This is a genomic window from Methylobacterium sp., from assembly GCF_028290105.1.
GTDB lineage: Bacteria > Pseudomonadota > Alphaproteobacteria > Rhizobiales > Beijerinckiaceae > Methylobacterium.
Genome location: NZ_JAQGKL010000224.1, coordinates 1 through 19,588, shown reverse-complemented (window position 1 = coordinate 19,588; position 19,588 = coordinate 1). Strand labels below are relative to the sequence as shown.

The 19,588-nt window shown below is 69.5% G+C and carries 17 protein-coding genes; 11 read left to right on the top strand and 6 right to left on the bottom strand.

Annotation, left to right across the window (positions count from 1 at the left end):
• Positions 1-66: 66 nt before the first annotated feature.
• Together JWQ05_RS15950 and phaC are read right to left on the bottom strand one after the other, a co-directional pair.
• On the bottom strand, positions 67-504 hold the full coding sequence (locus tag JWQ05_RS15950) for a GNAT family N-acetyltransferase (protein ID WP_299660255.1): 438 nt from the start codon (positions 502-504) through the stop codon (positions 67-69).
• A complete protein-coding gene (gene phaC / locus JWQ05_RS15945) occupies positions 501-2,306 on the bottom strand; it encodes a class I poly(R)-hydroxyalkanoic acid synthase (protein WP_299660253.1) in 1,806 nt (601 codons plus the stop codon). The genes JWQ05_RS15950 and phaC overlap by 4 nt, the downstream gene beginning before the upstream one ends.
• Positions 2,307-2,449: 143 nt before the next feature.
• Here phaC and JWQ05_RS15940 point away from each other — a divergent pair, with 143 nt between their 5' ends.
• From JWQ05_RS15940 to prfB, 5 genes are all read left to right on the top strand, one after another.
• On the top strand, positions 2,450-2,764 hold the full coding sequence (locus JWQ05_RS15940; protein ID WP_299660251.1) for a hypothetical protein: 315 nt from the start codon (positions 2,450-2,452) through the stop codon (positions 2,762-2,764).
• Between the two features lie 247 nt (positions 2,765-3,011).
• Entirely contained in the window at positions 3,012-4,244 is a 1,233-nt protein-coding gene (locus JWQ05_RS15935; protein ID WP_299660249.1) for an LL-diaminopimelate aminotransferase, read from the top strand.
• A gap of 153 nt (positions 4,245-4,397) precedes the next feature.
• Positions 4,398-4,610, top strand: a complete 213-nt coding sequence (locus JWQ05_RS15930) for a hypothetical protein (protein WP_299660248.1) — start codon at positions 4,398-4,400, stop codon at positions 4,608-4,610.
• Between the two features lie 166 nt (positions 4,611-4,776).
• On the top strand, positions 4,777-5,106 hold the full coding sequence (locus JWQ05_RS15925) for a hypothetical protein (RefSeq protein ID WP_299660247.1): 330 nt from the start codon (positions 4,777-4,779) through the stop codon (positions 5,104-5,106).
• Between the two features lie 240 nt (positions 5,107-5,346).
• A protein-coding gene (gene prfB / locus JWQ05_RS15920) for a peptide chain release factor 2 (protein WP_299660246.1) occupies positions 5,347-6,475 on the top strand; the annotation gives its coding sequence in 2 pieces (ribosomal slippage) (positions 5,347-5,415 and positions 5,417-6,475; 1,128 coding nt in all).
• 20 nt (positions 6,476-6,495) lie between these two features.
• Here prfB and JWQ05_RS15915 read toward each other — a convergent pair.
• A complete protein-coding gene (locus JWQ05_RS15915; RefSeq protein ID WP_299660243.1) occupies positions 6,496-7,713 on the bottom strand; it encodes a M23 family metallopeptidase in 1,218 nt (405 codons plus the stop codon).
• A gap of 92 nt (positions 7,714-7,805) precedes the next feature.
• Entirely contained in the window at positions 7,806-8,273 is a 468-nt protein-coding gene (locus JWQ05_RS15910; protein ID WP_299660241.1) for a peroxiredoxin, read from the bottom strand.
• Positions 8,274-8,427: 154 nt separating this feature from the next.
• On the opposite strand from JWQ05_RS15910, the gene JWQ05_RS15905 reads away from it, so the two are divergent.
• On the top strand, positions 8,428-11,874 hold the full coding sequence (locus JWQ05_RS15905) for a DUF3971 domain-containing protein (RefSeq protein ID WP_299660239.1): 3,447 nt from the start codon (positions 8,428-8,430) through the stop codon (positions 11,872-11,874).
• A gap of 51 nt (positions 11,875-11,925) precedes the next feature.
• Here JWQ05_RS15905 and tyrS read toward each other — a convergent pair whose 3' ends face one another.
• Entirely contained in the window at positions 11,926-13,215 is a 1,290-nt protein-coding gene (tyrS, locus tag JWQ05_RS15900) for a tyrosine--tRNA ligase (RefSeq protein ID WP_299660236.1), read from the bottom strand.
• Positions 13,216-13,363: 148 nt separating this feature from the next.
• Between tyrS and JWQ05_RS15895 the strand changes: the two genes are divergently transcribed.
• The 3 genes from JWQ05_RS15895 to ribB all read left to right on the top strand — a co-directional run bounded on the left by JWQ05_RS15895 (position 13,364) and on the right by ribB (position 16,827).
• On the top strand, positions 13,364-14,503 hold the full coding sequence (locus JWQ05_RS15895) for an anhydro-N-acetylmuramic acid kinase (protein ID WP_299660233.1): 1,140 nt from the start codon (positions 13,364-13,366) through the stop codon (positions 14,501-14,503).
• Positions 14,504-14,597: 94 nt separating this feature from the next.
• Complete coding sequence (aroC, locus tag JWQ05_RS15890; RefSeq protein ID WP_299660230.1) at positions 14,598-15,701, top strand: chorismate synthase; 1,104 nt, start codon at positions 14,598-14,600, stop codon at positions 15,699-15,701.
• Positions 15,702-15,750: 49 nt separating this feature from the next.
• Complete coding sequence (gene ribB, locus JWQ05_RS15885; RefSeq protein WP_299660227.1) at positions 15,751-16,827, top strand: 3,4-dihydroxy-2-butanone-4-phosphate synthase; 1,077 nt, start codon at positions 15,751-15,753, stop codon at positions 16,825-16,827.
• A gap of 344 nt (positions 16,828-17,171) precedes the next feature.
• On the opposite strand, the gene JWQ05_RS15880 is transcribed toward ribB, so the two are convergent.
• Positions 17,172-18,101 (bottom strand): histone deacetylase family protein, encoded by a 930-nt coding sequence (locus JWQ05_RS15880; protein WP_299660224.1) that lies wholly within the window; start codon positions 18,099-18,101, stop codon positions 17,172-17,174.
• A gap of 583 nt (positions 18,102-18,684) precedes the next feature.
• On the opposite strand from JWQ05_RS15880, the gene JWQ05_RS15875 reads away from it, so the two are divergent.
• Entirely contained in the window at positions 18,685-18,840 is a 156-nt protein-coding gene (locus tag JWQ05_RS15875; protein WP_299660221.1) for a hypothetical protein, read from the top strand.
• Positions 18,840-19,588, top strand: a 749-nt coding sequence (gene aqpZ, locus JWQ05_RS15870) for an aquaporin Z (RefSeq protein WP_299660218.1), incomplete at its 3' end; no start/stop codon positions are given. The genes JWQ05_RS15875 and aqpZ, both read left to right, overlap by 1 nt.

Below are 19,588 nucleotides of genomic sequence, written 5' to 3'. Positions count from 1 at the left end.
AAGTGATGATTGCCCCGACGGATAGGAGCCCGACGGGCATGGATGAAAACGATTCAATCCCGAGCCTCAGAACCGTTTGACGTAGAAAACCCGGTCGTGACCGGGCGGATAGTCCGGGATCCGGCCGCATTCGGTGAACCCGAGCCGGACATAGAAGCCGGGCGCCTGGAAGGTCCAGGTGTCGAGCCAGATGCCGGAGAGTCCGCGCCGGCGCGCCTCTTCTTCCGCGAGCGCCATCACCCGACGGCCGAGGCCTTCGCCGCGCGCCGGTCCCAGCGCAAGCAATTCGACGAACAGCATCCCGTAGCCGGTGCGACCCCAGAGGCCGCCGACGACGGCGCCATCGGGGTCGCGCACAGTCACGGCGAGCAGGCCCCAGTTCCCATCGGGCGCCACGCTCTCGTTGTAGGCGACGAGCGGCGCCAGGATGTGGGCCCGCAGGGCCGGGTCGGGGTCGGTCTCCAGGCAAAGCGTCCAGGGACCGGTCGGGGGCTGTCCGCTCACGCCTTCATGCGCACATAGGTGCCGGGCGCCGGGCCGAGGGAGGCGAGGCCGCCCTCGCCGGGCACGCGGGCGGGAACGCGGGCGGGGGCCTGATGCTCCAGCCACTGGAACCAGTAGGGCCACCAGGATCCCTTGTGTTCCGTCGCGGCGGCCACCCACTCCTCGAACCGGCCCTTGGCGGGGCCGCCGGTGTGGAAGCCGTATTTCGGCTTGGCGGGCGGGTTGACCACGCCCGCGATGTGGCCCGAGCCCGCAAGCACGTAATCCACGGGTCCGCCGAACTTCGAGGAGCCCTCGAAGACCGAAAGGGCGGGGGCGATGTGGTCCTCGCGGGTGGCGAGGTTGAAGATCGGCACCTTCACCTTCTTCAGGTCGAGGCGCACGTTTCCGAGGATCATCTTGCCCTGCGCCAGGGTGTTCTCGAGGTAGCAGTTGCGCAGGTAGAACGAGTGGTTGGCCGCCGGCATCCGGGTGGCGTCGGCGTTCCAGTACAGCAGGTCGAAAGGCATCGGCGTCTGGCCCTTGACGTAGTTGTTGACCACGTAGGACCAGATCAAGTCGTTGGGCCGCAGCATGTTGAAGGCGGAGGCCATGCCGGTGCCCTCGAGGTAGCCGCGCTTCTGCATGCGCGCCTCGATCAGGCGGATCTGCTCCTCGTCGGCGAACACCTTGAGGTCGCCGGCATGGGTGAAATCGACCTGCGTGGTCAGGAACGTGGCGCTCTTGATGCGCTTGTTGCCGGTGGCGGCCTGCATCGCCAGGGTCACGGCGAGCAGGGTGCCGCCGACGCAGTAGCCGGCGGCCGCGACTTCGTTCTCGCCGGTGGCCACCCCGATGGCGTCGATCGCCGCCTCGATGCCCTCGCGCATGTAGCTCTCGAAATCCTTGTCGGCGTGACGCGCGTCCGGATTGACCCAGGAGATGCAGAACACCGTCAGCCCCTGGGAGACCATCCAGGCGATCAGGCTCTTCTGAGGGTTGAGGTCGAGGATGTAGAACTTGTTGATCCAGGGCGGGACGATGAGGAAGGGGCGCTTCAGGACCGTCTCGGTGGTGGGCGCGTACTGGATCAGCTCCATCAGGTCATTGCGGAACACGACCTCGCCGGGAGTCACCGCCACGTTGACGCCGACCTCGAAGCCGGCGTTGGGGTCGGTCTGGCGCACGCGCAACTGCCCGTTGCCGGCCTCGATGTCCTCGGCGAGCATCTTCATGCCGCGCACGAGGTTGGCCCCGTTCTCCTTCAGGGTGTGGCGGATCAATTCGGGATTCGTCATCACGAAGTTCGAGGGCGAGAGCGCGCCGGAGATCTGGCGCAGGTAGAATTGCGCCTTGTGCCGGGTGTGCTCGTCGATTCCCTCGGCCCCCTCGACCAGCCCTTCCGCCCAGCGCGAGGTGATGAGATAGCTCTGCTTGATGAAGTCGAAGATCGGGTTCGTCGACCACTCGGCATGGGCGAAGCGATTGTCCTTCGGCTCCGGCACCGCCACCGGGTCGGCGGCCTCCCCCTGCAGGCGATGCCAGGTGGAGCCCCACAGGGTGATGAAGGCCTCGCTGAGCTTGGTCTGCGCCTCCAGGGTCTTCTTGGGGTCGGACAGCCAAGTCTCGGCGACGCTGCCCAGCGTCCGCACCACGTCCTTGACCTCTTCGGGCGGTTCGACGGGCTGGACCGCCATCGCATCCGGCGCCGCCACGGGCTTCATGTAGCGGGAGGCGGCGCGCCCGAACTCCTCGACCAGCAGGCTCGCATTGCGGGACAGGGCCTCGATGTCGGGTAGCGGTGTCGTCCGTTCGGTCGTCACGCGTGCGTCTCTCCCCGGCTTGTCGCCCGTCCGTCGGTCCCGCGACGCCTGCCGCGTGGCCGCGTGGGCCTCGTTTCCGACAAATTAACGCGCCATCGCGCAGTTCCGCCAGAGCGCATGCCAACCAAACGGCCGACTTCCCCATGTCCCGGCTTCACAACCCTCAGTTTGTCGCCGCCCTGGCCCTCGCCGGCCTGCTCGGCGCCTGTTCCGGCGACCTCAACCCCATGCGTGCCGCCTACGGCACGGGCGAGGCCGGGCCGCCGAAGAAGACGCCGGATTTCGTGGCCCAGTCGCGTCGCGGCGGCGACGACTTCCTGCCGGTCGGCGTCTCGGCGCCGGCGCGGCCCATCCGGGCGAAATCGGCCGAGGGCACCAAGGCGCTGGAAGACGAACTCCTGGCGGCGCGAGGCCGCAACGAGGCCCGCGGCCGCTCCGCCGAGGGCGCCAAGCCCTGACCGGCGCGCCCCAGATATCGTTCGGCGTCGCGGCACAAAACTGCTAGATGCTCTGGGAGCGTGCGAATTCTTCGATGGCCCCGCGCAGGGCGGCGCCGTCAAAAGACGGCCGGATTCCACCCGAGGGTCATCCGGTCTAGACCACGCCTCCGTCTCGGGTTGATGACAGCGTCGCGCGCCGGCCCCGGGCCCCGTGTTCCGCCCTCGTGCTCTTGCCAACCTCGTGCTTCTGGACACCGTGAAGGCCATGACCGACTTCCACCGCATCAAGCGCCTGCCCCCTTACGTGTTCGAGCAGGTGAACCGGATCAAGGCCCAGGCCCGCGCCAACGGCGCCGACATCATCGACCTCGGCATGGGCAACCCGGACCTCGATGCGCCGCGCCACGTCATCGCCAAGCTGGTCGAGACGGCCGGGCGGCCGCGCACGGACCGCTACTCGTCGTCCAAGGGCATCGCGGGCCTGCGTCGCGCCCAGGCGAACTATTACAAGCGCCGCTTCGGCGTGAGCCTGAACCCCGACACCCAGGTCGTGGCGACGCTGGGCTCGAAGGAGGGCTTCGCCAACATGGCCCAGGCGATCACCGCGCCGGGCGACGTGGTGCTGGTGCCCAATCCGAGCTACCCGATCCACGCCTTCGGCTTCCTGATGGCGGGCGGCGTCATCCGCTCCGTCCCGGCCGAGCCGACCCCGGCCTTCTTCCCGGCGGTCGAGAAGGCGATGCAGCACTCGATCCCGAAGCCCGTGGCGATCGTGGTCTGCTATCCCTCGAACCCGACGGCCTACGTGGCGAGCCTCGATTTCTATCGGGACCTCGTCGCCTTCGCCAAGCGCCACGAGATCATCATCCTCTCCGACCTCGCCTACGCGGAGGTCTATTTCGACGGCGAGCCGCCGCCCTCCGTTCTCGAGGTCCCGGGCGCCATCGACTGCACGGTGGAGTTCTCGTCGCTCTCGAAGACCTTCTCCATGGCCGGCTGGCGCATGGGCTTCGCGGTGGGCAACGAGCGCCTTCTGGCGGCGCTGACCCGCGTGAAGTCCTACCTCGATTACGGCGCCTTCACGCCGATCCAGGTGGCGGCCACCGCCGCCCTCAACGGGCCGGAGGATTGCATCGTCGAGATGCGCGCCATCTACAAGAAGCGCCGCGACGCGTTGATCGAATCCTTTGGCAAGAACGGCTGGAAGATCCCGACGCCCTCCGCCTCGATGTTCGCCTGGGTGCCGATCCCGGAGAAGTACCAGGCGCTGGGCAGCCTCGAATTCTCCAAGCTCCTCCTGGAGAAGTCGGACGTGGCGGTGGCGCCCGGCATCGGGTTCGGCGAGCACGGCGACAATTACGTGCGCATCGCGCTGGTCGAGAACGAGCAGCGGATTCGCCAGGCGGCGCGCAACATCCGCCGCTTCTTCGACAGCGCGGACAAGACGCTGCACAACGTCGTGACGCTGCCCGAGGCGTCGCTCTCGAAAGCGGGCTGATGCGAGCCCCGGCCGGTTGTTGCGGCCGGGAGACAGGCTCCGGCAAAGCGGCCCGGATCGGCCCGATGTGCTTGTCAGGGCGGCGCGCCGTCCGCAGGGTCGTGCGGCGCCGCGCCTCGACATGCGGCCGCTACGTCGAGTTCCGAGGATCGTATGCGTCGTTTGACCCTTGCCGTCGCGCTGGCGCTGACCGGAGCCGCCGGTGCCTGCGCGCCCAAGCCCATCGTCGCCCGCGACCCGGTGCCCGCGCCCGCGCCGGGTGTCGGCTACGCCTGCGATTCGCGCCCGACCGTGCTGAACGGGTTCTACACCACCTGCGAGCCGCTCCTGCGCGAGCCCACCGTGGTGGTGCGCGCGAAGGGCTGAGGCCGGGCGCGTCGTTCCAAGACTCAAGTGTAACTCAAGTGGACCGGGGACAGCGCGCGCTTACCCGGCGATTGCGGCACTTCGGACACGGACATCACGGCCGTGTTCGGCCATGGTCGCACCGGGCGCGTCATTACCGACCCAGGCTGCCCGCCGGAGTTCCTTCGTGCTGCTGACTTTGCGAATCGCCCTCGCCGCCGGCCTTCTCGGATTCGGGATCGTCTCCACGGCGAGCGCGCAGATGCTCTATCTCGGCGCCCACGGCCCCGTGGTGCTGCCGACCAGCCCGAGCAGCGGCCGCCCGATCCCGGATGATCCGCGTGCCGTGCCGGTGCCGCACGTGATGAACGGCGGCGGCTTCGGCCTGACCGGGACCGATTATTACAGCGACGGCGTCACGGAAGGCCCGCTGAACAAGCGTCATCGCCCGCGCGAATTCGTCCTCGCCCCGGCCCGGATCGGCCCGCAGGATTTCGTGCGTCCGGCGATCCAGTAGGACGCTCGTTTCCCGCTGAACCACGCCCAAGGCAAAAGGCCTCGCGTCGCGGCGTGAGGACGAACCGGGTGTTTTCGGTCGAACGCTGTCATGCGCGGCTGAGGCCGCGGCACGGGATGCCGGAAGCCCCGCGCGTTCGGTATGGCGGCGCAAGGCAGCGGGCGCCAGCCGTTTACACCGTCCGGGCTGGCCGGTATCACCCCGTCCCACAGATCCCCACACACGAGCCCGAAACACCAGATGCGCGCCGAGATCGAACAACTCTCGGATGCCGCCAAGCAGTCGATCGGACTGCTGAGGAGGCATCTTTGACTGGCATACCGTCGAAAAACGCCTCGCGGAACTGAACGCGGCGTCCGAGAACCCCGAGCTCTGGAACGACGCCGACGCGGCCCAGAAGGTGATGCGCGAGCGCACGCAGCTCGACGACGCCGTCGGCGCGATCCGCAAGCTGAGCCAGGACCTCGAGGATTCCCACACGCTCATCGAACTCGGTGAGATGGAGGGCGACGAGGCCACCATCCAGGAGGGCGAGGCGGGCGTGCGCGCCGTCGAGAAGGAGGCCGCGCGCCGCCAGATCGAGACGCTGCTCTCCGGCGAGGCCGACGGCTTCGACACCTATCTGGAAGTCCATTCGGGCGCCGGTGGCACCGAGAGCCAGGACTGGGCCAACATGCTCCAGCGCATGTATGGCCGCTGGGCCGAGCGCCGGAAGTACAAGGTCGAGATCGTCGAGTGGTCGAACGGCGACGAGGCCGGCATCAAGGGCGCCACGCTCCTGATCAAGGGCCATAACGCCTATGGCTGGCTCAAGACCGAATCCGGCGTGCACCGGCTGGTCCGGATCTCGCCCTACGATTCGAGCGCCCGGCGGCACACGAGCTTCGCCAGCGTCTGGGTCTATCCGGTGATCGACGACCGGATCGAGATCGAGATCAAGGAATCCGACTGCCGGATCGACACCTACCGCTCGTCGGGTGCCGGCGGCCAGCACGTCAACACCACCGATTCGGCCGTGCGCATCACCCACATTCCCACGGGGATCGTGGTGGCCTGCCAGCAGGAGCGCTCGCAGCACAAGAACCGGGCCACCGCCTGGAACATGCTGCGCGCCCGCATGTACGAGGCCGAGCTGAAGAAGCGGGAAGAGAAGGCCAGCGCCGAGGCCGCCGCGAAGACCGACATCGGCTGGGGTCACCAGATCCGAAGCTACGTGCTGCAGCCGTACCAGCTGGTGAAGGACCTGCGCACGGGCACCCAGTCCACCGATCCGGACGCGGTGCTCGACGGCGCCCTCGACCCGTTCATGGAAGCCTCCCTGGCGCAGCGCGTCTATGGCGGCGCCGACGTCGTCGAGGACATCGAGTAGAGTCGGAATCGCCGAGGCGCCTAGAGCGCGTCGGCGGCCCGCAGGAAGCGCATGGGGTCGACGGGTTCGCCGTCGATCCGGGTCTCGTAGTGCAGGTGGCTGCCCGTCGAGCGGCCCGTCGATCCGACGCGGCCCACGATGGCGCCGGCCTCGACCCATTGGCCGGCCGAGACGTCGAAGGCCGAGAGATGGGCATAGCGGGTGACGAGCCCGTGGCCGTGATCGACCTCGACCATGTTCCCGTAGCCGCCGCTGTAATCGGCGAGCGTGACCCGGCCGGCGGCCGTGGCGCGGGCCGGTTCGCCGGTCTCCGCCCGCATGTCCATGCCCGTATGCATGGCGTAGCCGCGCGTGAACGGATCGAGGCGGGCGCCGAAATTGCTCGACAGGCTCATGGTGCCGGAGAGGGGCCGCCGCAGGGGCAGCGTCCCGGCCATGTGCCGCAGCCGCGTCTCCTCGGCGATAGAACGCTGCGTCTGCAGGAGCGCGAAGCCGAAGGCGTCACTGCTCAGGGGCACGAGGGGGCCGCCGATGCCGGGTTCCCGGCTCCGCTCGAAGCGCGTGGGATCGAGGCCGAGGCGGGCGACGAGGCCGCGCAGGCGCTGCACGCCGCGACCCGCGCGAAGGCCGATGCCGTCGAGGAGACGGGTCTGCGCCTCCGCGAGGCCGTCGAGGCGCCGTTCCAGCGCCGCCACGCGGGTCTCGACGAGACGCGCCGATTGGCGGCCGGGCAGGGCCTCGTCGCGGGTGCGCAGTTCGAGAGCGTCTTGAGTGGGGAATGGGGTGGGGAAGGGCTTTGCGCCGAGGGCGCGGGTCGGCGTCTCGGCGGCTGGCGCCTCCTCGGACGTCGGCGTCGGCGCCGGCAGCGCTCCGGATTCGCCCGTCAGGGTGGCGAGGAGCGCTTGGCGGGCTTCCATCGCGGCCTGGCGGCGGCCGAGTTCGGCCATGCGCTGGGCGATGCCGTCGCGTGCCGCGGCCTGTTCCGTGGCGGCGCGGTCGAGCTGCAGGCGCAGGGCGCCGATCCGCTCCTCGTAATCGTACTGGATCGCGCTCTGTTGCGAGACGAAGCGCGCCAGGACCTCGTCGTGGAAGACGAGGTAGTAGGTCGCCCCGCCGGCCCAGAGTGTCGCCAGCGCGAGCGCGCCGGCGAGCAGGCGCTGCCGCAGGGGCGAGCGAGAGACCTCTGGGACGGTGGGGCGGGTGGCCTTGTGGGCCTGGGGACGATGGGGAGTTGGCATGGGACGCGTGACCTGATCCACGCACCCACCCTGCACGAATCACGGTTAATGAACCGCCAAGGCACCCCGAGCCCCGAGCCGGGTCCGCGCGCCTAGGCCAGAGCCCGCGCGGCGGCGAGCACCTCCTCCGCGTGCCCCGGCACCTTCACCTTGGGCCAGATCCGCGCGATGCGTCCCTCGCGGTCGATGAGCATCGTGGTGCGCTCCACGCCCATGTACTTGCGGCCGTACATGCTCTTCTCGGCCCAGACCCCGTAGGCCTCCAGCATGGCCTTGCCCTCGTCGGAGCCGAGCGGAAAGGTGAGGCCGTACTTCGCCCGGAACTTGTCGTGGCTCTTCACCGAATCCGGCGAGATCCCGATCACGATGGCGTCAGCCGCCGCGAACTCGGATGCCAGGGCGTTGAAGCCCTGCGCCTCCAGGGTACAACCGCTCGTGTCATCCTTGGGATAGAAGTAGAGGACGGCCTTGCGGCCCTTGAGGCCCTCCAAGCTGATTGTTTCACCGCCGGCACCCGCCAGGGTGAACGCGGGCGCCAGATCTCCGGTATCGAGGGGCATCGCCTTCCTTTCGGCCGATTGATGGTGTGCCAATAGAGTTGCGTCGAGGCGGAGCCGGCAGCCCGAGGCGAACGACCGGCGTCGATAGCTGAAACCCGTAGGACAGCCGCTCGATAGCCCGAGGGGACGTTCCGATCCAGCGGCACAAGGATTGATGGACCAGGAAACGGCCACAGGTTCGCGACCCGCGCGGTCGGCCGGGCGGCGGCGCCCGCTGCTCTGGCTGGTGGCGGCCGTCCTCGTCGTGTTCGTGCTCGCCGTCGGGGGCCTCGTCGCCCGCCTGTCCATGGGTCCGCTGCGCATCGACGGCATGTCCGAGCGGGTGGCCTCCGCCATCGCCGCCAGCATCGGCCCGGGCTGGCGGGTCGCGCTCAGCGACAGCGCCGTCGAGCTCGATTCCGAGCAATCCCTGGCGCTGCGGGTCTCGGGCCTCGATATCCGCAACCCCGAGGGCGCGCTGGTGGTGCGCGCGCCGCACGCGCTGGTCAGCCTCGACACCTGGAACCTCCTCCGGCTCTCGGTGCAGCCCCGCGCCATCGAGTTCCGCGACCTGCAGATGACGGCCCTCGTCCACCGCGACGGCAGCATCGCCTTCGCGGCCTCCGACGCGGTGCAGCCCGGCGCCGTCGAGCCCCATACGCTCCCGAGCGTCGACGCGGCGCTGGGCCGCGTCTCGCCGATCTCCGCCGCCGTGGGATCGATCTTCGGCGTGGTGCTCGATTCCGCCGGCATCGTCGGCGCCCTCGACCGGGCCCGGATCACCAACGGGCGCCTCACCCTGATCGACGACGACGCGCGCCAGCGGGCGGTGTTCGAGCACGTCAACGGCCTGTTCCGTCGCGATGCGGTGCGCGATGCCCGCGTGTTCGAACTGCGCATCGACGGTCCACACGGCGAGTGGCGCTTCGGGGGCGACCTGCACGAGGCGGGCGGCACCCGCCGCACCGGCACGATCACCCTCGACGACCTGCCGATCAACGATCTCCTGCTGCTCTCCGGCCAGTCCAAGCTGCCGGTGGAGACCGACCTGAAGCTCTCCGCCAAGGCCGACGTCGCCATCGATGCGGGGCGCATCGAGACCATGAAGGCCGAGATCCGCACCGGCGGCGGGAATTTCCTGGTCGAGGAGAAGGATTTCAACCCCGTCACCATCGACAGCCTCAGCGCCGAGGTGAGCTGGGACGAGGCCACCCGCGCGATGAACCTCGACGCCCTCGACTATCGGGGCGCGGGAAACGCGGTCCATCTCACCGGTGCCTGGACCTCGGCGCCGGCGGGCGCGGATTCCGCCTGGACGCTGGTGCTCGCGGGGAAAGACGCGGTGCTGCGCGGCGCCAACCCCGCCGACAAGCCGGTCACCCTCGATACGGTCTCGGCCCACCTCACCGGCAAGGCCGGCGGCGTCGTCATCGACGACTTCACCGTCAAGGCGGGCCCCGCGAACGGGCGGATCACCGGGACGCTCGGCACGAACGCCGACGACGACGGCCTGACCCTGCGCATCGTCGCCGCCGACACCGAGGCGCGCATGGCGCTGCGCCTCTGGCCGGAACACGTGGCGCCGCCCGCCCGCAACTACCTCGTGGACAACCTGCGCGGCGGCAAGGTCACGGGCGTCGACATCACCGTGGACATGAGCGGGACCGAACTCGCCGCGGCGACGCGCGGCGAGCCGATGCCCGACAACGCGGTCCACATCGACTTCGCGGTCTCGGACGCGGCGCTGACGGTGGCGCCCGATGCGCCGCCCCTGACGCGCGGGCGGGTCACGGGCACCATCACGGGCCAGACCACCACCATCCGTAACGTCACCGCCGACCTGCGGATGCCGGACAACCGGACCCTGGCGATCGCGGACGGCTCCTTCGTCATCCCGAAGATCACTCCGGACAACGTCACGGCGCAGATCGGCCTGCGCCTCGGCGGGGGCGCCGACGCCCTGGTCTCGCTGCTCCAGACGAAGATGTTCAAGAGCCTGACCGGCGTCGACATCGACCCCGCGACGGTGAAGGGCAATGCCGACCTGCGCATCGATTTCCCGCTCAACCTGAAGCACATCCCCGACCTGCCCGACCTGCCGGTGACGATTTCCGGGTCGCTCTCGGACATCGCCGTGGACAAGGCCTTCGGAAAGGAACGCCTGGAGGCAGGACGCTTCACGGTCTCCTACGACCGGGGCGCCTTCGTCATGAAGGGCGACGGCCGGGTGATGGGCTCGGCCCTCACGCTGGACCTGCGCCAGCCGAAGGCCGGGCAGCCCGGCGAGGTCAACGTCGCGCTCGCCGTCGACGAGGCCCTGCGGGCCCGCAAGGGCCTGCCGGTGGCGCCCCAGTTGTCGGGCACGATTCCCGTTCGCATCAACGTGCCCATCGGCCGCGCGAGCGGCGGCAAACCGCCGATCCGCGTCGAGGCGGATCTCGCCCGGGCGGCGAGCGAGGGCCTGCTACCGGGCGTCTCGAAGGCCGCCGGCAAGCCCGGGCGCATGAGCTTCACCCTGGTCGACGGCGCGAATGGCGGGCTCGACCTGCGCGACCTCACCCTGGACGCCGCGCCGGTGGTGGTGCGCGGCAGCGCCAGCCTGAACGGCGAGGGCGGCTTCGAGCGCGCCGACCTGACCAGCCTCAAGCTCTCGGCGGGCGACGACATGCGCGTTCAGGCCGAGCGCAACGGCAACGGCTACCGCCTGACGGTGAAGGGCGCGGTCGCGGATGCGCGGCCGTTCCTGCGCGGCCTCACGGGGCCGGAGGGCAAGGGGGCGCGCGATTCGAGCCCGAAGGACATCGAGGCCGACGTCAGCCTCGGCATCCTCACGGGCTTCAACGGCGAGGCCCTGACCAATGCCAGCGCGAAGGTCAGCCTGCGCGGGCGCGACATCCGCAGCGGCCGCCTGCAGGGCAAGTTCACGGGCGCGAGCTTCAACGCCCAGGTGACGCACGGGGAGCGCGGAGGCCCTGGCATCACCATCGAGACCCAGGACGCCGGGTCCACCCTGCGGTTCGCCGACATCTACAAGCGCATGTACGGCGGCAAGCTCATCATGACGAGCGCGCTGAACGACGGCCCCCAGGCGGGCTCGGTGCAGATCCGCAACTTCGCCCTGCGCAACGAGCCCGCGCTGTCGAGCATCGTCGCCCAGGGGCCGGCGACGAGCGAGGTCACGGATGCCAAGGGCCGGAAGGTCGTGGTGCAGAATGCCGGCAACGACGTCGAATTCGACCGCCTGCGGGCCATCTTCACCCGCACGGGGAGCCGCATCGATATCAGCGATGCCTCCATCTCAAACGCCGCCATGGGCTTCACGATGAACGGCTTCCTGGACACGGCTAAGGAGCGCGCCGACATCAACGGCACCTTCGTGCCGCTCTACGGCCTGAACAACGTCGTCTCGCAACTGCCGATCCTCGGGCAATTGCTCGGCGGCGGGCGCAACGAGGGCCTGTTCGCCCTGAACTTTCGCGTGGCCGGCCGGCTCTCGAAGCCCGACGTCAGCGTGAACCCGCTCTCGGCGCTCGCCCCCGGCATCCTGCGCAAGCTCTTCAGCGCGGGCGGCGGAAACGACGGGGTGGTGGGCGCCGCACCGGTCGGCGAGACGGAACGCTGAACCGAGCCACGGCGCCCCTCCCGTAGGAGGCGCGGTCGTGAGAGCGGCCCGTCAGCCGACCCGCACCAGAACGTGCTTCTTGCGCCCGAACGACAGCTTGATCACCCCGTCCGCCGTGAGATCGGTCGTGCGCAGCACCATCCGCTCGTCGGTGATCGCCACGTCGTTGACGCGCAGGCCCCCGCTCTTAATCTGGCGGCGCCCTTCGCTGGTGGAGGGCAGGAGCTTGGCGTAATCGGGGCCGAAGGCCGAGAGCACGCCGAGGCCGTCCTCGAGCAGGTCGGCCGAGACCGTGATGCTCGGCAGGTCCTGCGCCACCGTGCCCTCCACGAAGGTCTTCCGCGCAGTCTCGGCGGCGGCCTCGGCCGCCTCGCGGCCGTGCATCAGGGCGGTGGCTTGCGTCGCAAGCACCTTCTTGGCCTCGTTGATCTCGGCGCCGGCCAGGGATTCGAGCCGGGCGATCTCGTCCATCGGAAGCAGCGTGAACAGCTTGAGGAAGCGGCCGACATCGGCGTCCTCCGTGTTGCGCCAGAACTGCCAGTAATCGTAGGGGCTCAGCATCTCGGCGTTGAGCCAGATCGCGCCAGCGGCGGTCTTGCCCATCTTGGTGCCGGACGCCGTGGTCAGCAGCGGCGTGGTCAGGGCGAAGAGCTGCTTCGTGCCCATGCGGCGGCCGAGGTCGAGGCCGTTGACGATGTTGCCCCACTGGTCGGAGCCGCCCATCTGCAGGGTGACGTCGTAGCGCCGGTTGAGCTCGACGTAGTCGTAGGCCTGCAGCAGCATGTAGTTGAATTCGAGGAACGAGAGCTCCTGCTCCCGCTCCAGGCGCAGGCGCACGCTGTCGAACGACATCATCCGGTTGATCGAAAAGTGGCGCCCGACATCCCGCAGGAAGTCGAGGTAGTTGATGTTCGACAGCCACTCGGCGTTGTCGACCATCAGGGCGGCATCGTCCCCGAAGGTCAGGAACTTGGCGAAGACCTGCGCGATGCCGGCCTTGTTGGTCTCGATGTCGGCGGCGCTGAGCACCTTGCGGCCCTCGTCGCGGCCCGTCGGATCGCCGATGCGGGTGGTGCCGCCCCCCATGAGCACGATCGGCCGATGGCCGCTGGCCTGGAGCCAGTGCAGCATCATGATCTGCACCAGCGAGCCCACATGCAGCGAGGCGGCGGTACAGTCGAACCCGATATAGGCGGTGATCCGGTCGCCCTTTAGCGCCGCGTCGAGCCCGCTAAGATCCGAGCATTGATGGATGAAGCCGCGCTCCTGCAGGATGCGCAGGAAGTCCGACGCCAGGGCGGGCGCGGTGGCGGGGGCAGTCTCGTCGGTCTGGGCGGACATGGAGGGCAAAGCCGTCTCGTCTGGCGGGCCGGCGGGCAGGGCGCCTTGCGGGACAAGGGCCGCGCCCGCGTGCTAGCTCGCGGAACACAATCGCATCGGTGGCGGCTCGTAGCATCCCGCGCACCGAAAGGCACGGGGGCGGCACGGCATGACGATGATGCGCGCGATCGGATTGATGAGCGGCACGTCCCTCGACGGCGTCGACGTCGCCCTGATCGAGACCGACGGCGAGACCGTGCGGGTGGTCCAGAGCCACAACGGCTATCTCGAGCCCCTCGGGCCCACGGGCTATCGCGGCTACACCGACGAGGACCGCGCGCTGCTGCGCCAGGCGCTGATCGATTCCGAAGGCGTCAGCGCCCGCGAGGACCGGCCGGGCTGCCTCGCGCAGGCCGAGGATTTCGTCACGCAGGCCCATGCGGAGGCGGTGGAGAGCTTTCTCGCCGACAACGGGCTGTCGCCGGCCGACATCGACGTGATCGGCTTCCACGGACAGACGGTGGTTCACCGGCCGGACCAGCGCATGAGCGTTCAGATCGGCGACGGCGCGGCCCTGGCCCGCCGCCTCGGCATCGCCGTGGTCTCGGACCTGCGCCACGCCGACGTGCTGGCCGGCGGGCAGGGCGCGCCACTGGTGCCGGTGTTCCACCAGGCGCTCGCGCGCGCGTCGGGCTTCGAGGGGGCGCTCGGCATCCTGAACATCGGCGGGGTCGCCAACGCCACCATCATCTCGGCCAACGGCGACGTCATCGCCTTCGACACGGGGCCCGGCAACGCGCTCATCGACGACTGGATGCGCGAGCGCACCGGCCGCCCCCTCGACGATGGCGGGCGCACCGCCGCGCGCGGGCGCCCGGACGAGCCGCTCCTGGCCTGGCTGCTGATCCACCCGTTCTTCGCGCGTCGCCCACCGAAGTCGCTGGATCGCAACTGGTTCTCGCACAAGCTCGCGGGCCAGCTCTCCACCGAGGACGGAGCGGCGACGCTCACCGCCTTCACGGCCCGCGCGGTGGCCCGCGCCCTGGACCACGCCCCCGAGATTCCGGCGCGCTGGATCGTGGCTGGGGGCGGAGCCCGCAACGGCGAACTCGTGCGGCTGCTGAACTACCACCTGCGCGCGGAGATCACGACCGCCGACGCCATCGGCTGGTCCTCGGCCTACCTCGAAGCGCAGGCCTTCGCGCATCTGGCCGTGCGCTCCCTGAAGGGCCTGCCCATCACGTTCCCGTCGACCACGGGGGTCCGCGAACCGACCACCGGCGGCGTCCTGGCCCGGCCCGATGCCTGAGGGACGCGGCGTGTCCTGGCGCACGAGCGCGCTCCGGGCGCGGCATGCGCCCGCGCTGGCCCTCCGGGCCAACCCGCGCTAGAGCGGAGGCGCCATGTCGCACAACACGTTCGGTCACCTTTTTCGCGTCACCACCTTCGGCGAAAGCCACGGGGTGGCCCTCGGCTGCGTCGTCGACGGATGCCCGCCCGGGCTCGCCCTCTCGGCCGAGGACATCCAGGCGGAACTCGACCGGCGTAAGCCCGGCCAGTCGCGCTTCACCACGCAGCGGCGCGAACCCGACAGCGTGCGCATCCTGTCGGGGGTGTTCGCCGACGACCGCACGGGGGGCGTCCAGCTCACCACCGGCACGCCGATCGCGCTGGAGATCGAGAACACCGACCAGCGCTCGAAGGATTATTCCGAGATCCGCGACAGCTACCGGCCGGGCCACGCCGATTACGCCTACGAGGCCAAGTACGGCATCCGCGATTATCGCGGCGGCGGGCGCTCCTCGGCCCGCGAGACCGCCGCCCGGGTCGCCGCCGGGGCGGTGGCCCGCAAGGTCCTTCCCGAAGGCGTGATCATCCGCGCCGCCCTGGTGCAGATGGGGCCGCACGCGGTCGATCGGTCGCGCTGGGATTGGGAGGCCGTGAACGCCAACCCGTTCTTCTGCCCCGACCCCGAGAGCGCGACGTTCTACGAAACCTACCTCGACGAAATCCGAAAGAGCGGCTCGTCGGTGGGGGCGGTGATCGAGGTGGTGGCGGAGGGCGTGCCCCCCGGCCTCGGCGCGCCGATCTACGGCAAGCTCGACGCGGACCTCGCCGCCGCGATGATGTCGATCAACGCGGTCAAGGGCGTCGAAATCGGCGACGGCTTCGCCTCCGCCGCTTTGCGCGGCGAGGAGAACGCCGACGAGATGCGCTCCGGCAACGCCGAGGGCCCGACCTTCCTCGCCAATCACGCCGGCGGCGTGCTCGGCGGCATCTCCACCGGCCAGCCCATCGTCTGCCGATTCGCCGTGAAGCCGACCTCGTCCATCCTCACGCCCCGCATGAGCGTGACGCGCGACAACCGCGACGTCGACCTCGTCACCAAGGGCCGCCACGACCCCTGCGTCGGCATCCGCGCCGTGCCGGTGGCCGAGGCCATGATGGCGTGCGTGCTCGCCGATCACTATCTGCGCCATCGGGGGCAGGTCGGCGCGCGGGTCTGAACCCACGCGCGCCCGTCGCTTCCCGAGCCGCTCATCCCAGAGACGTCCAGTGCCACACACCCATGTCACGCAGGCCATCGAGGCCTACGCCCGCGGCGAGATCGTCGTCGTCACCGATGACGACGACCGCGAGAACGAGGGCGACCTCGTCGTCGCCGCCTCGCTCTGCACGCCGGAGAAGATGGCCTTCATCGTCCGCAACACCTGCGGCATCGTCTGCGCGCCCCTGACCCGCGCGGAGGCCCGGCGCCTGCGCCTCGACCCGATGGTGGCCTCCAACGACGCGCCGCTCGGCACCGCCTTCACCGTCACGGTGGACGTGAAGCACGGGCTGACCACCGGCATCTCCGCCGAGCAGCGCTGCAACACCGTCCGGGCACTGGCCAACGGCAACATGGGCGAGGACGATTTCGTCCGGCCCGGCCACGTCTTCCCCCTGATCGCCAAGGATGGCGGCGTGCTCATGCGCTCCGGCCACACGGAGGCGGCGGTCGACCTGTGCAAGCTCGCGGGCCTCCCCCCGGTGGGCGTCATCTGCGAGCTCGCCAACGACGACGGTACCGTGATGAAGGGGCCGCAGATCACGGCCTTTGCGGAGCTGCACAACCTGAAGCGCGTCTCGGTGGCCGATCTCATCGCCTACCGGCAGGCCCGCGAAACGCTGGTCGAGCGGGTCGGCAGCTTCCCGGTCAAGACCGAGTTCGGCGAGATGACGGGCTACGCCTACACCACGCCGTTCGAGACCGTGCAGCAATTCGCCTTCGTGCATGGCCGCATTGGCGACGGCACCGACGTGCTTGTGCGGCTGCACCGGTCCAACGTGGTGGCCGACGTCATCGAGGGCGGGCGCCAGATCGAGGCGGTGATGCGCCGCTTCGCCGAGGAAGGCCGGGGGGTGCTGGTCTACCTGCGCGACGGGACGGCCGGCGTGCCGCTCAAGCCCTTCCCGGAGGAGGGCTCGGAGGCCCAGCGCGTGGCGCAGTGGCGCGAGGTCGGCCTCGGCGCGCAGATCCTGCGCGACCTCGGCATCAGTTCGATCCGCAACCTCGCGACCTCGTCGCGGGCCTATGTCGGCCTGTCGGGCTTCGGGATCGAGTTCCTGGGGGACGAGCGGCTGGAGGGGTGAGGCGAGCCGGTCAGGGCTTCGGCGCGTTGCGCCGATCCTCGCGGCCGGTCAGCCAGATCATCAGCAGGCACACGGCTCCGACGAGCAGCGGCGAGATGAAGAAGGCATAGATCTCCGTGCCCGTCATTCGATCAACCTCCGCAAGATCCGTCTCGCCATCCAATGTAGGCCCGCTCCGATCGTCAACCAAGTCACCCCCGTGACGAAAGCCGGCACGAACCCCGAGGTGCCCAGGATCGCCGCGACGAACGGGGCGATGCCGCCCACAGCGATCGACGCGATCGCGATCCCGTTGAGCCAGGTCGCCGTCAGCTTCGTCTGCTCGTTGTGAACCAGGGACACCCTCACCGCCCCATCAGCGCATCCACGTGCGCGGAGACGGAGAGCCCGAGCCCCTTCAGGCTGTAGCCGCCCTCCAGCACCGAGACGATGCGGCCCCCCGCATGCTTGTCGGCGACCTCCATCAGCCGGCGGGTCGCCCAGCCGAAATCCGCCTCGGTGAGTTCGAGATGGGCGAGCGGGTCGAGGTGGTGCGCGTCGAAGCCCGCCGAGATGATGACGAGGTCCGGGGCGAAGGCGTCGAGGCGGCGCAGGATGCCGGCGGTGAAGACCTCGCGGAAGGTGGCGCCGTCGTCGCCCGCGTGGAGCGGCAGGTTCACGATGGTGTCGTGGTTGCCGCGTTCCGAGGCCGCGCCGGTGCCGGGAAACAGCGGCATCTCGTGGGTCGAGGCATACATCACGGACTTGTCGTCCCAGAAGATGTCCTGGGTGCCGTTGCCGTGGTGGACGTCCCAGTCGACCACGGCGACGCGGGTCGCCCCGTGCACCTCGCGGGCGTGGCGCGCGGCGATCGCCGCGTTGTTGAAGACGCAGAAGCCCATCGCGGTCATGCGCTCGGCGTGGTGGCCGGGGGGACGCATCGCCACGAACGCGTTGGTGCATTCGCCCGCCATCACCGCGTCGACGGCATGCACCGCGCCACCGACACCGCGGAACGCCGCCTCGAGGGTTCCCGGCGAGAGCAGCGTATCGCCATCGATCTGGACATAGCCCTCGCGGGGCGCCGCCGCGATGATCGCCTGCACGTAGGGCACCGGATGGACGAGGGTCGGAACCTCCGGTCCCGCCTTCGGGGCGAGGCCGCGCACGAGGCCGGCGAAGCGCTCGTCCTCCAGCGCCCGCTCGACGGCGCGGATCCGGTCCGCGCGCTCCGGATGCCCCTCGGGCATCGCATGGTCGAGGGCGGAGGGATGGCTCACGTACAGCGTCGTCACGGTCGTCCCTCCGGCGGCATCGCGTCCGGTCGCGGATCTGCGACCGGCGACACGGATGTGCCACGTCCTCGTGCGCGGCACGCCATGGGGATGCGCGCTCGGTTCCGGTTGTGCAAGGGCAGGTCCGGCGGTCCGCTGGGCAGGTCCGTCGCGGTCGCCTCCATGAAGCGCGGGCCGATGCTGCGCGTGTCCTAGAGACCCTCGTATGTCCGCGCCGCCAGTCTTGCCGATACCATCCGCGTCGGCTGCCGATTGGCCTGCGAAGCGCTAGGTCAAAAAAATCGTCCGCCTGGTATGTCTGCATCATTGCGGAAGACGGGACTTTGGCCACTTACTCGGCAGGCACGATAGCCAAATGCTCCCATCGCCAAGTCCCTCCATAGCCGAGTCCTTCCAAAGCAGAGTCATTCGGAAGATTTTTTATGAACGTCGTTCGATCGTAGACTGTAGCCGAAAGTCTTAAGGGTCGGGCGATGACGGATAGCTGCGATCGCTGACGCCTTCGCACCTTGGAATGTGCCTCAAGACCGAGGACGACTTCATGCCGGACCCTGTTTTTCCGCCGGCCGACCGGAGCAGAGTCGTGGATGCCGTCGTCATGGCCGCCCGCGATGCCGTCCGCCGCAATCCCTTCTCCGTCGGCCTGATCCTGCTCGCCGTCGAGACGCTTCTGCACAGGCGGGAGCCGACCGCTCGAACCGACATCGCCCCGCGACCCACAACGAGGAAAGACCGCTGATGCGCCCGTATATCGCCGAGTTCGTCGGCACCTTCATCCTGGTCTTCTGCGGCTGCGGAAGCGCGGTGCTTGCGGGCGACCACATCGGCTATGCCGGCGTCGCCCTCTCGTTCGGCTTCGTCCTGGTGGCGATGGTCTACACCCTCGGCCCGATCTCGGGATGCCACCTGAATCCGGCCGTCACCCTCGGCCTGACGCTGAGCGGGAAGTTCGAGGCCGGGCGGCTTCCGGCCTACGTCGCCGCCCAGATCCTCGGCGCCATCGTCGCCTCCGCCATCCTGTACCTAATCGCCCAGGGGCACCCCGGTTTCGACGCCGCTGCGACGGGCTTCGCCTCGAACGGCTACGACCTGCGCTCGCCGGGGCACTACAACCTGACGGCGGCCTTCATCGCCGAGTTCGTACTGACAGGCCTTCTGGTCCTCACCATCCTGGGTTCGACCGACCTCAAGGCGCCGGTAGGCTTCGCGGGGCTCGCCATCGGCATCGTACTGGTGGTGATCCACCTCGTGTCGATCCCGGTGACGAACACCTCGGTCAATCCCGCCCGCAGCATCGGCCCGGCCCTGTTCGCGGGCTGGGCGGCGATCGGCCAGCTGTGGCTGTTCATCGTCGCGCCCCTGCTCGGGGCCACGGCCGCCGCAAGCCTGTACCGCGCGATCCGTGCCCTCGATCCGGTGATGCAGATGCCCCAGCGCCAGGGCCTGCAGGCACTGGCCGGGGAGACCGAGCAGCGCATGGAAAAGGC

Bases quoted from the DNA above. Each gene is read 5' to 3' on its own strand.
- tyrS (WP_299660236.1), bottom strand. From the start codon at position 13,215: ATGTCCGCCCAGACCGACGAGACTGCCCCCGCCACCGCGCCCGCCCTG.
- JWQ05_RS15895 (WP_299660233.1), top strand. From the start codon at position 13,364: ATGACGATGATGCGCGCGATCGGATTGATGAGCGGCACGTCCCTCGAC.
- JWQ05_RS15940 (WP_299660251.1), top strand. From the start codon at position 2,450: ATGTCCCGGCTTCACAACCCTCAGTTTGTCGCCGCCCTGGCCCTCGCC.
- JWQ05_RS15910 (WP_299660241.1), bottom strand. From the start codon at position 8,273: ATGCCCCTCGATACCGGAGATCTGGCGCCCGCGTTCACCCTGGCGGGT.
- aroC (WP_299660230.1), top strand. From the start codon at position 14,598: ATGTCGCACAACACGTTCGGTCACCTTTTTCGCGTCACCACCTTCGGC.
- JWQ05_RS15905 (WP_299660239.1), top strand. From the start codon at position 8,428: ATGGACCAGGAAACGGCCACAGGTTCGCGACCCGCGCGGTCGGCCGGG.
- JWQ05_RS15935 (WP_299660249.1), top strand. From the start codon at position 3,012: ATGACCGACTTCCACCGCATCAAGCGCCTGCCCCCTTACGTGTTCGAG.
- JWQ05_RS15930 (WP_299660248.1), top strand. From the start codon at position 4,398: ATGCGTCGTTTGACCCTTGCCGTCGCGCTGGCGCTGACCGGAGCCGCC.
- JWQ05_RS15915 (WP_299660243.1), bottom strand. From the start codon at position 7,713: ATGCCAACTCCCCATCGTCCCCAGGCCCACAAGGCCACCCGCCCCACC.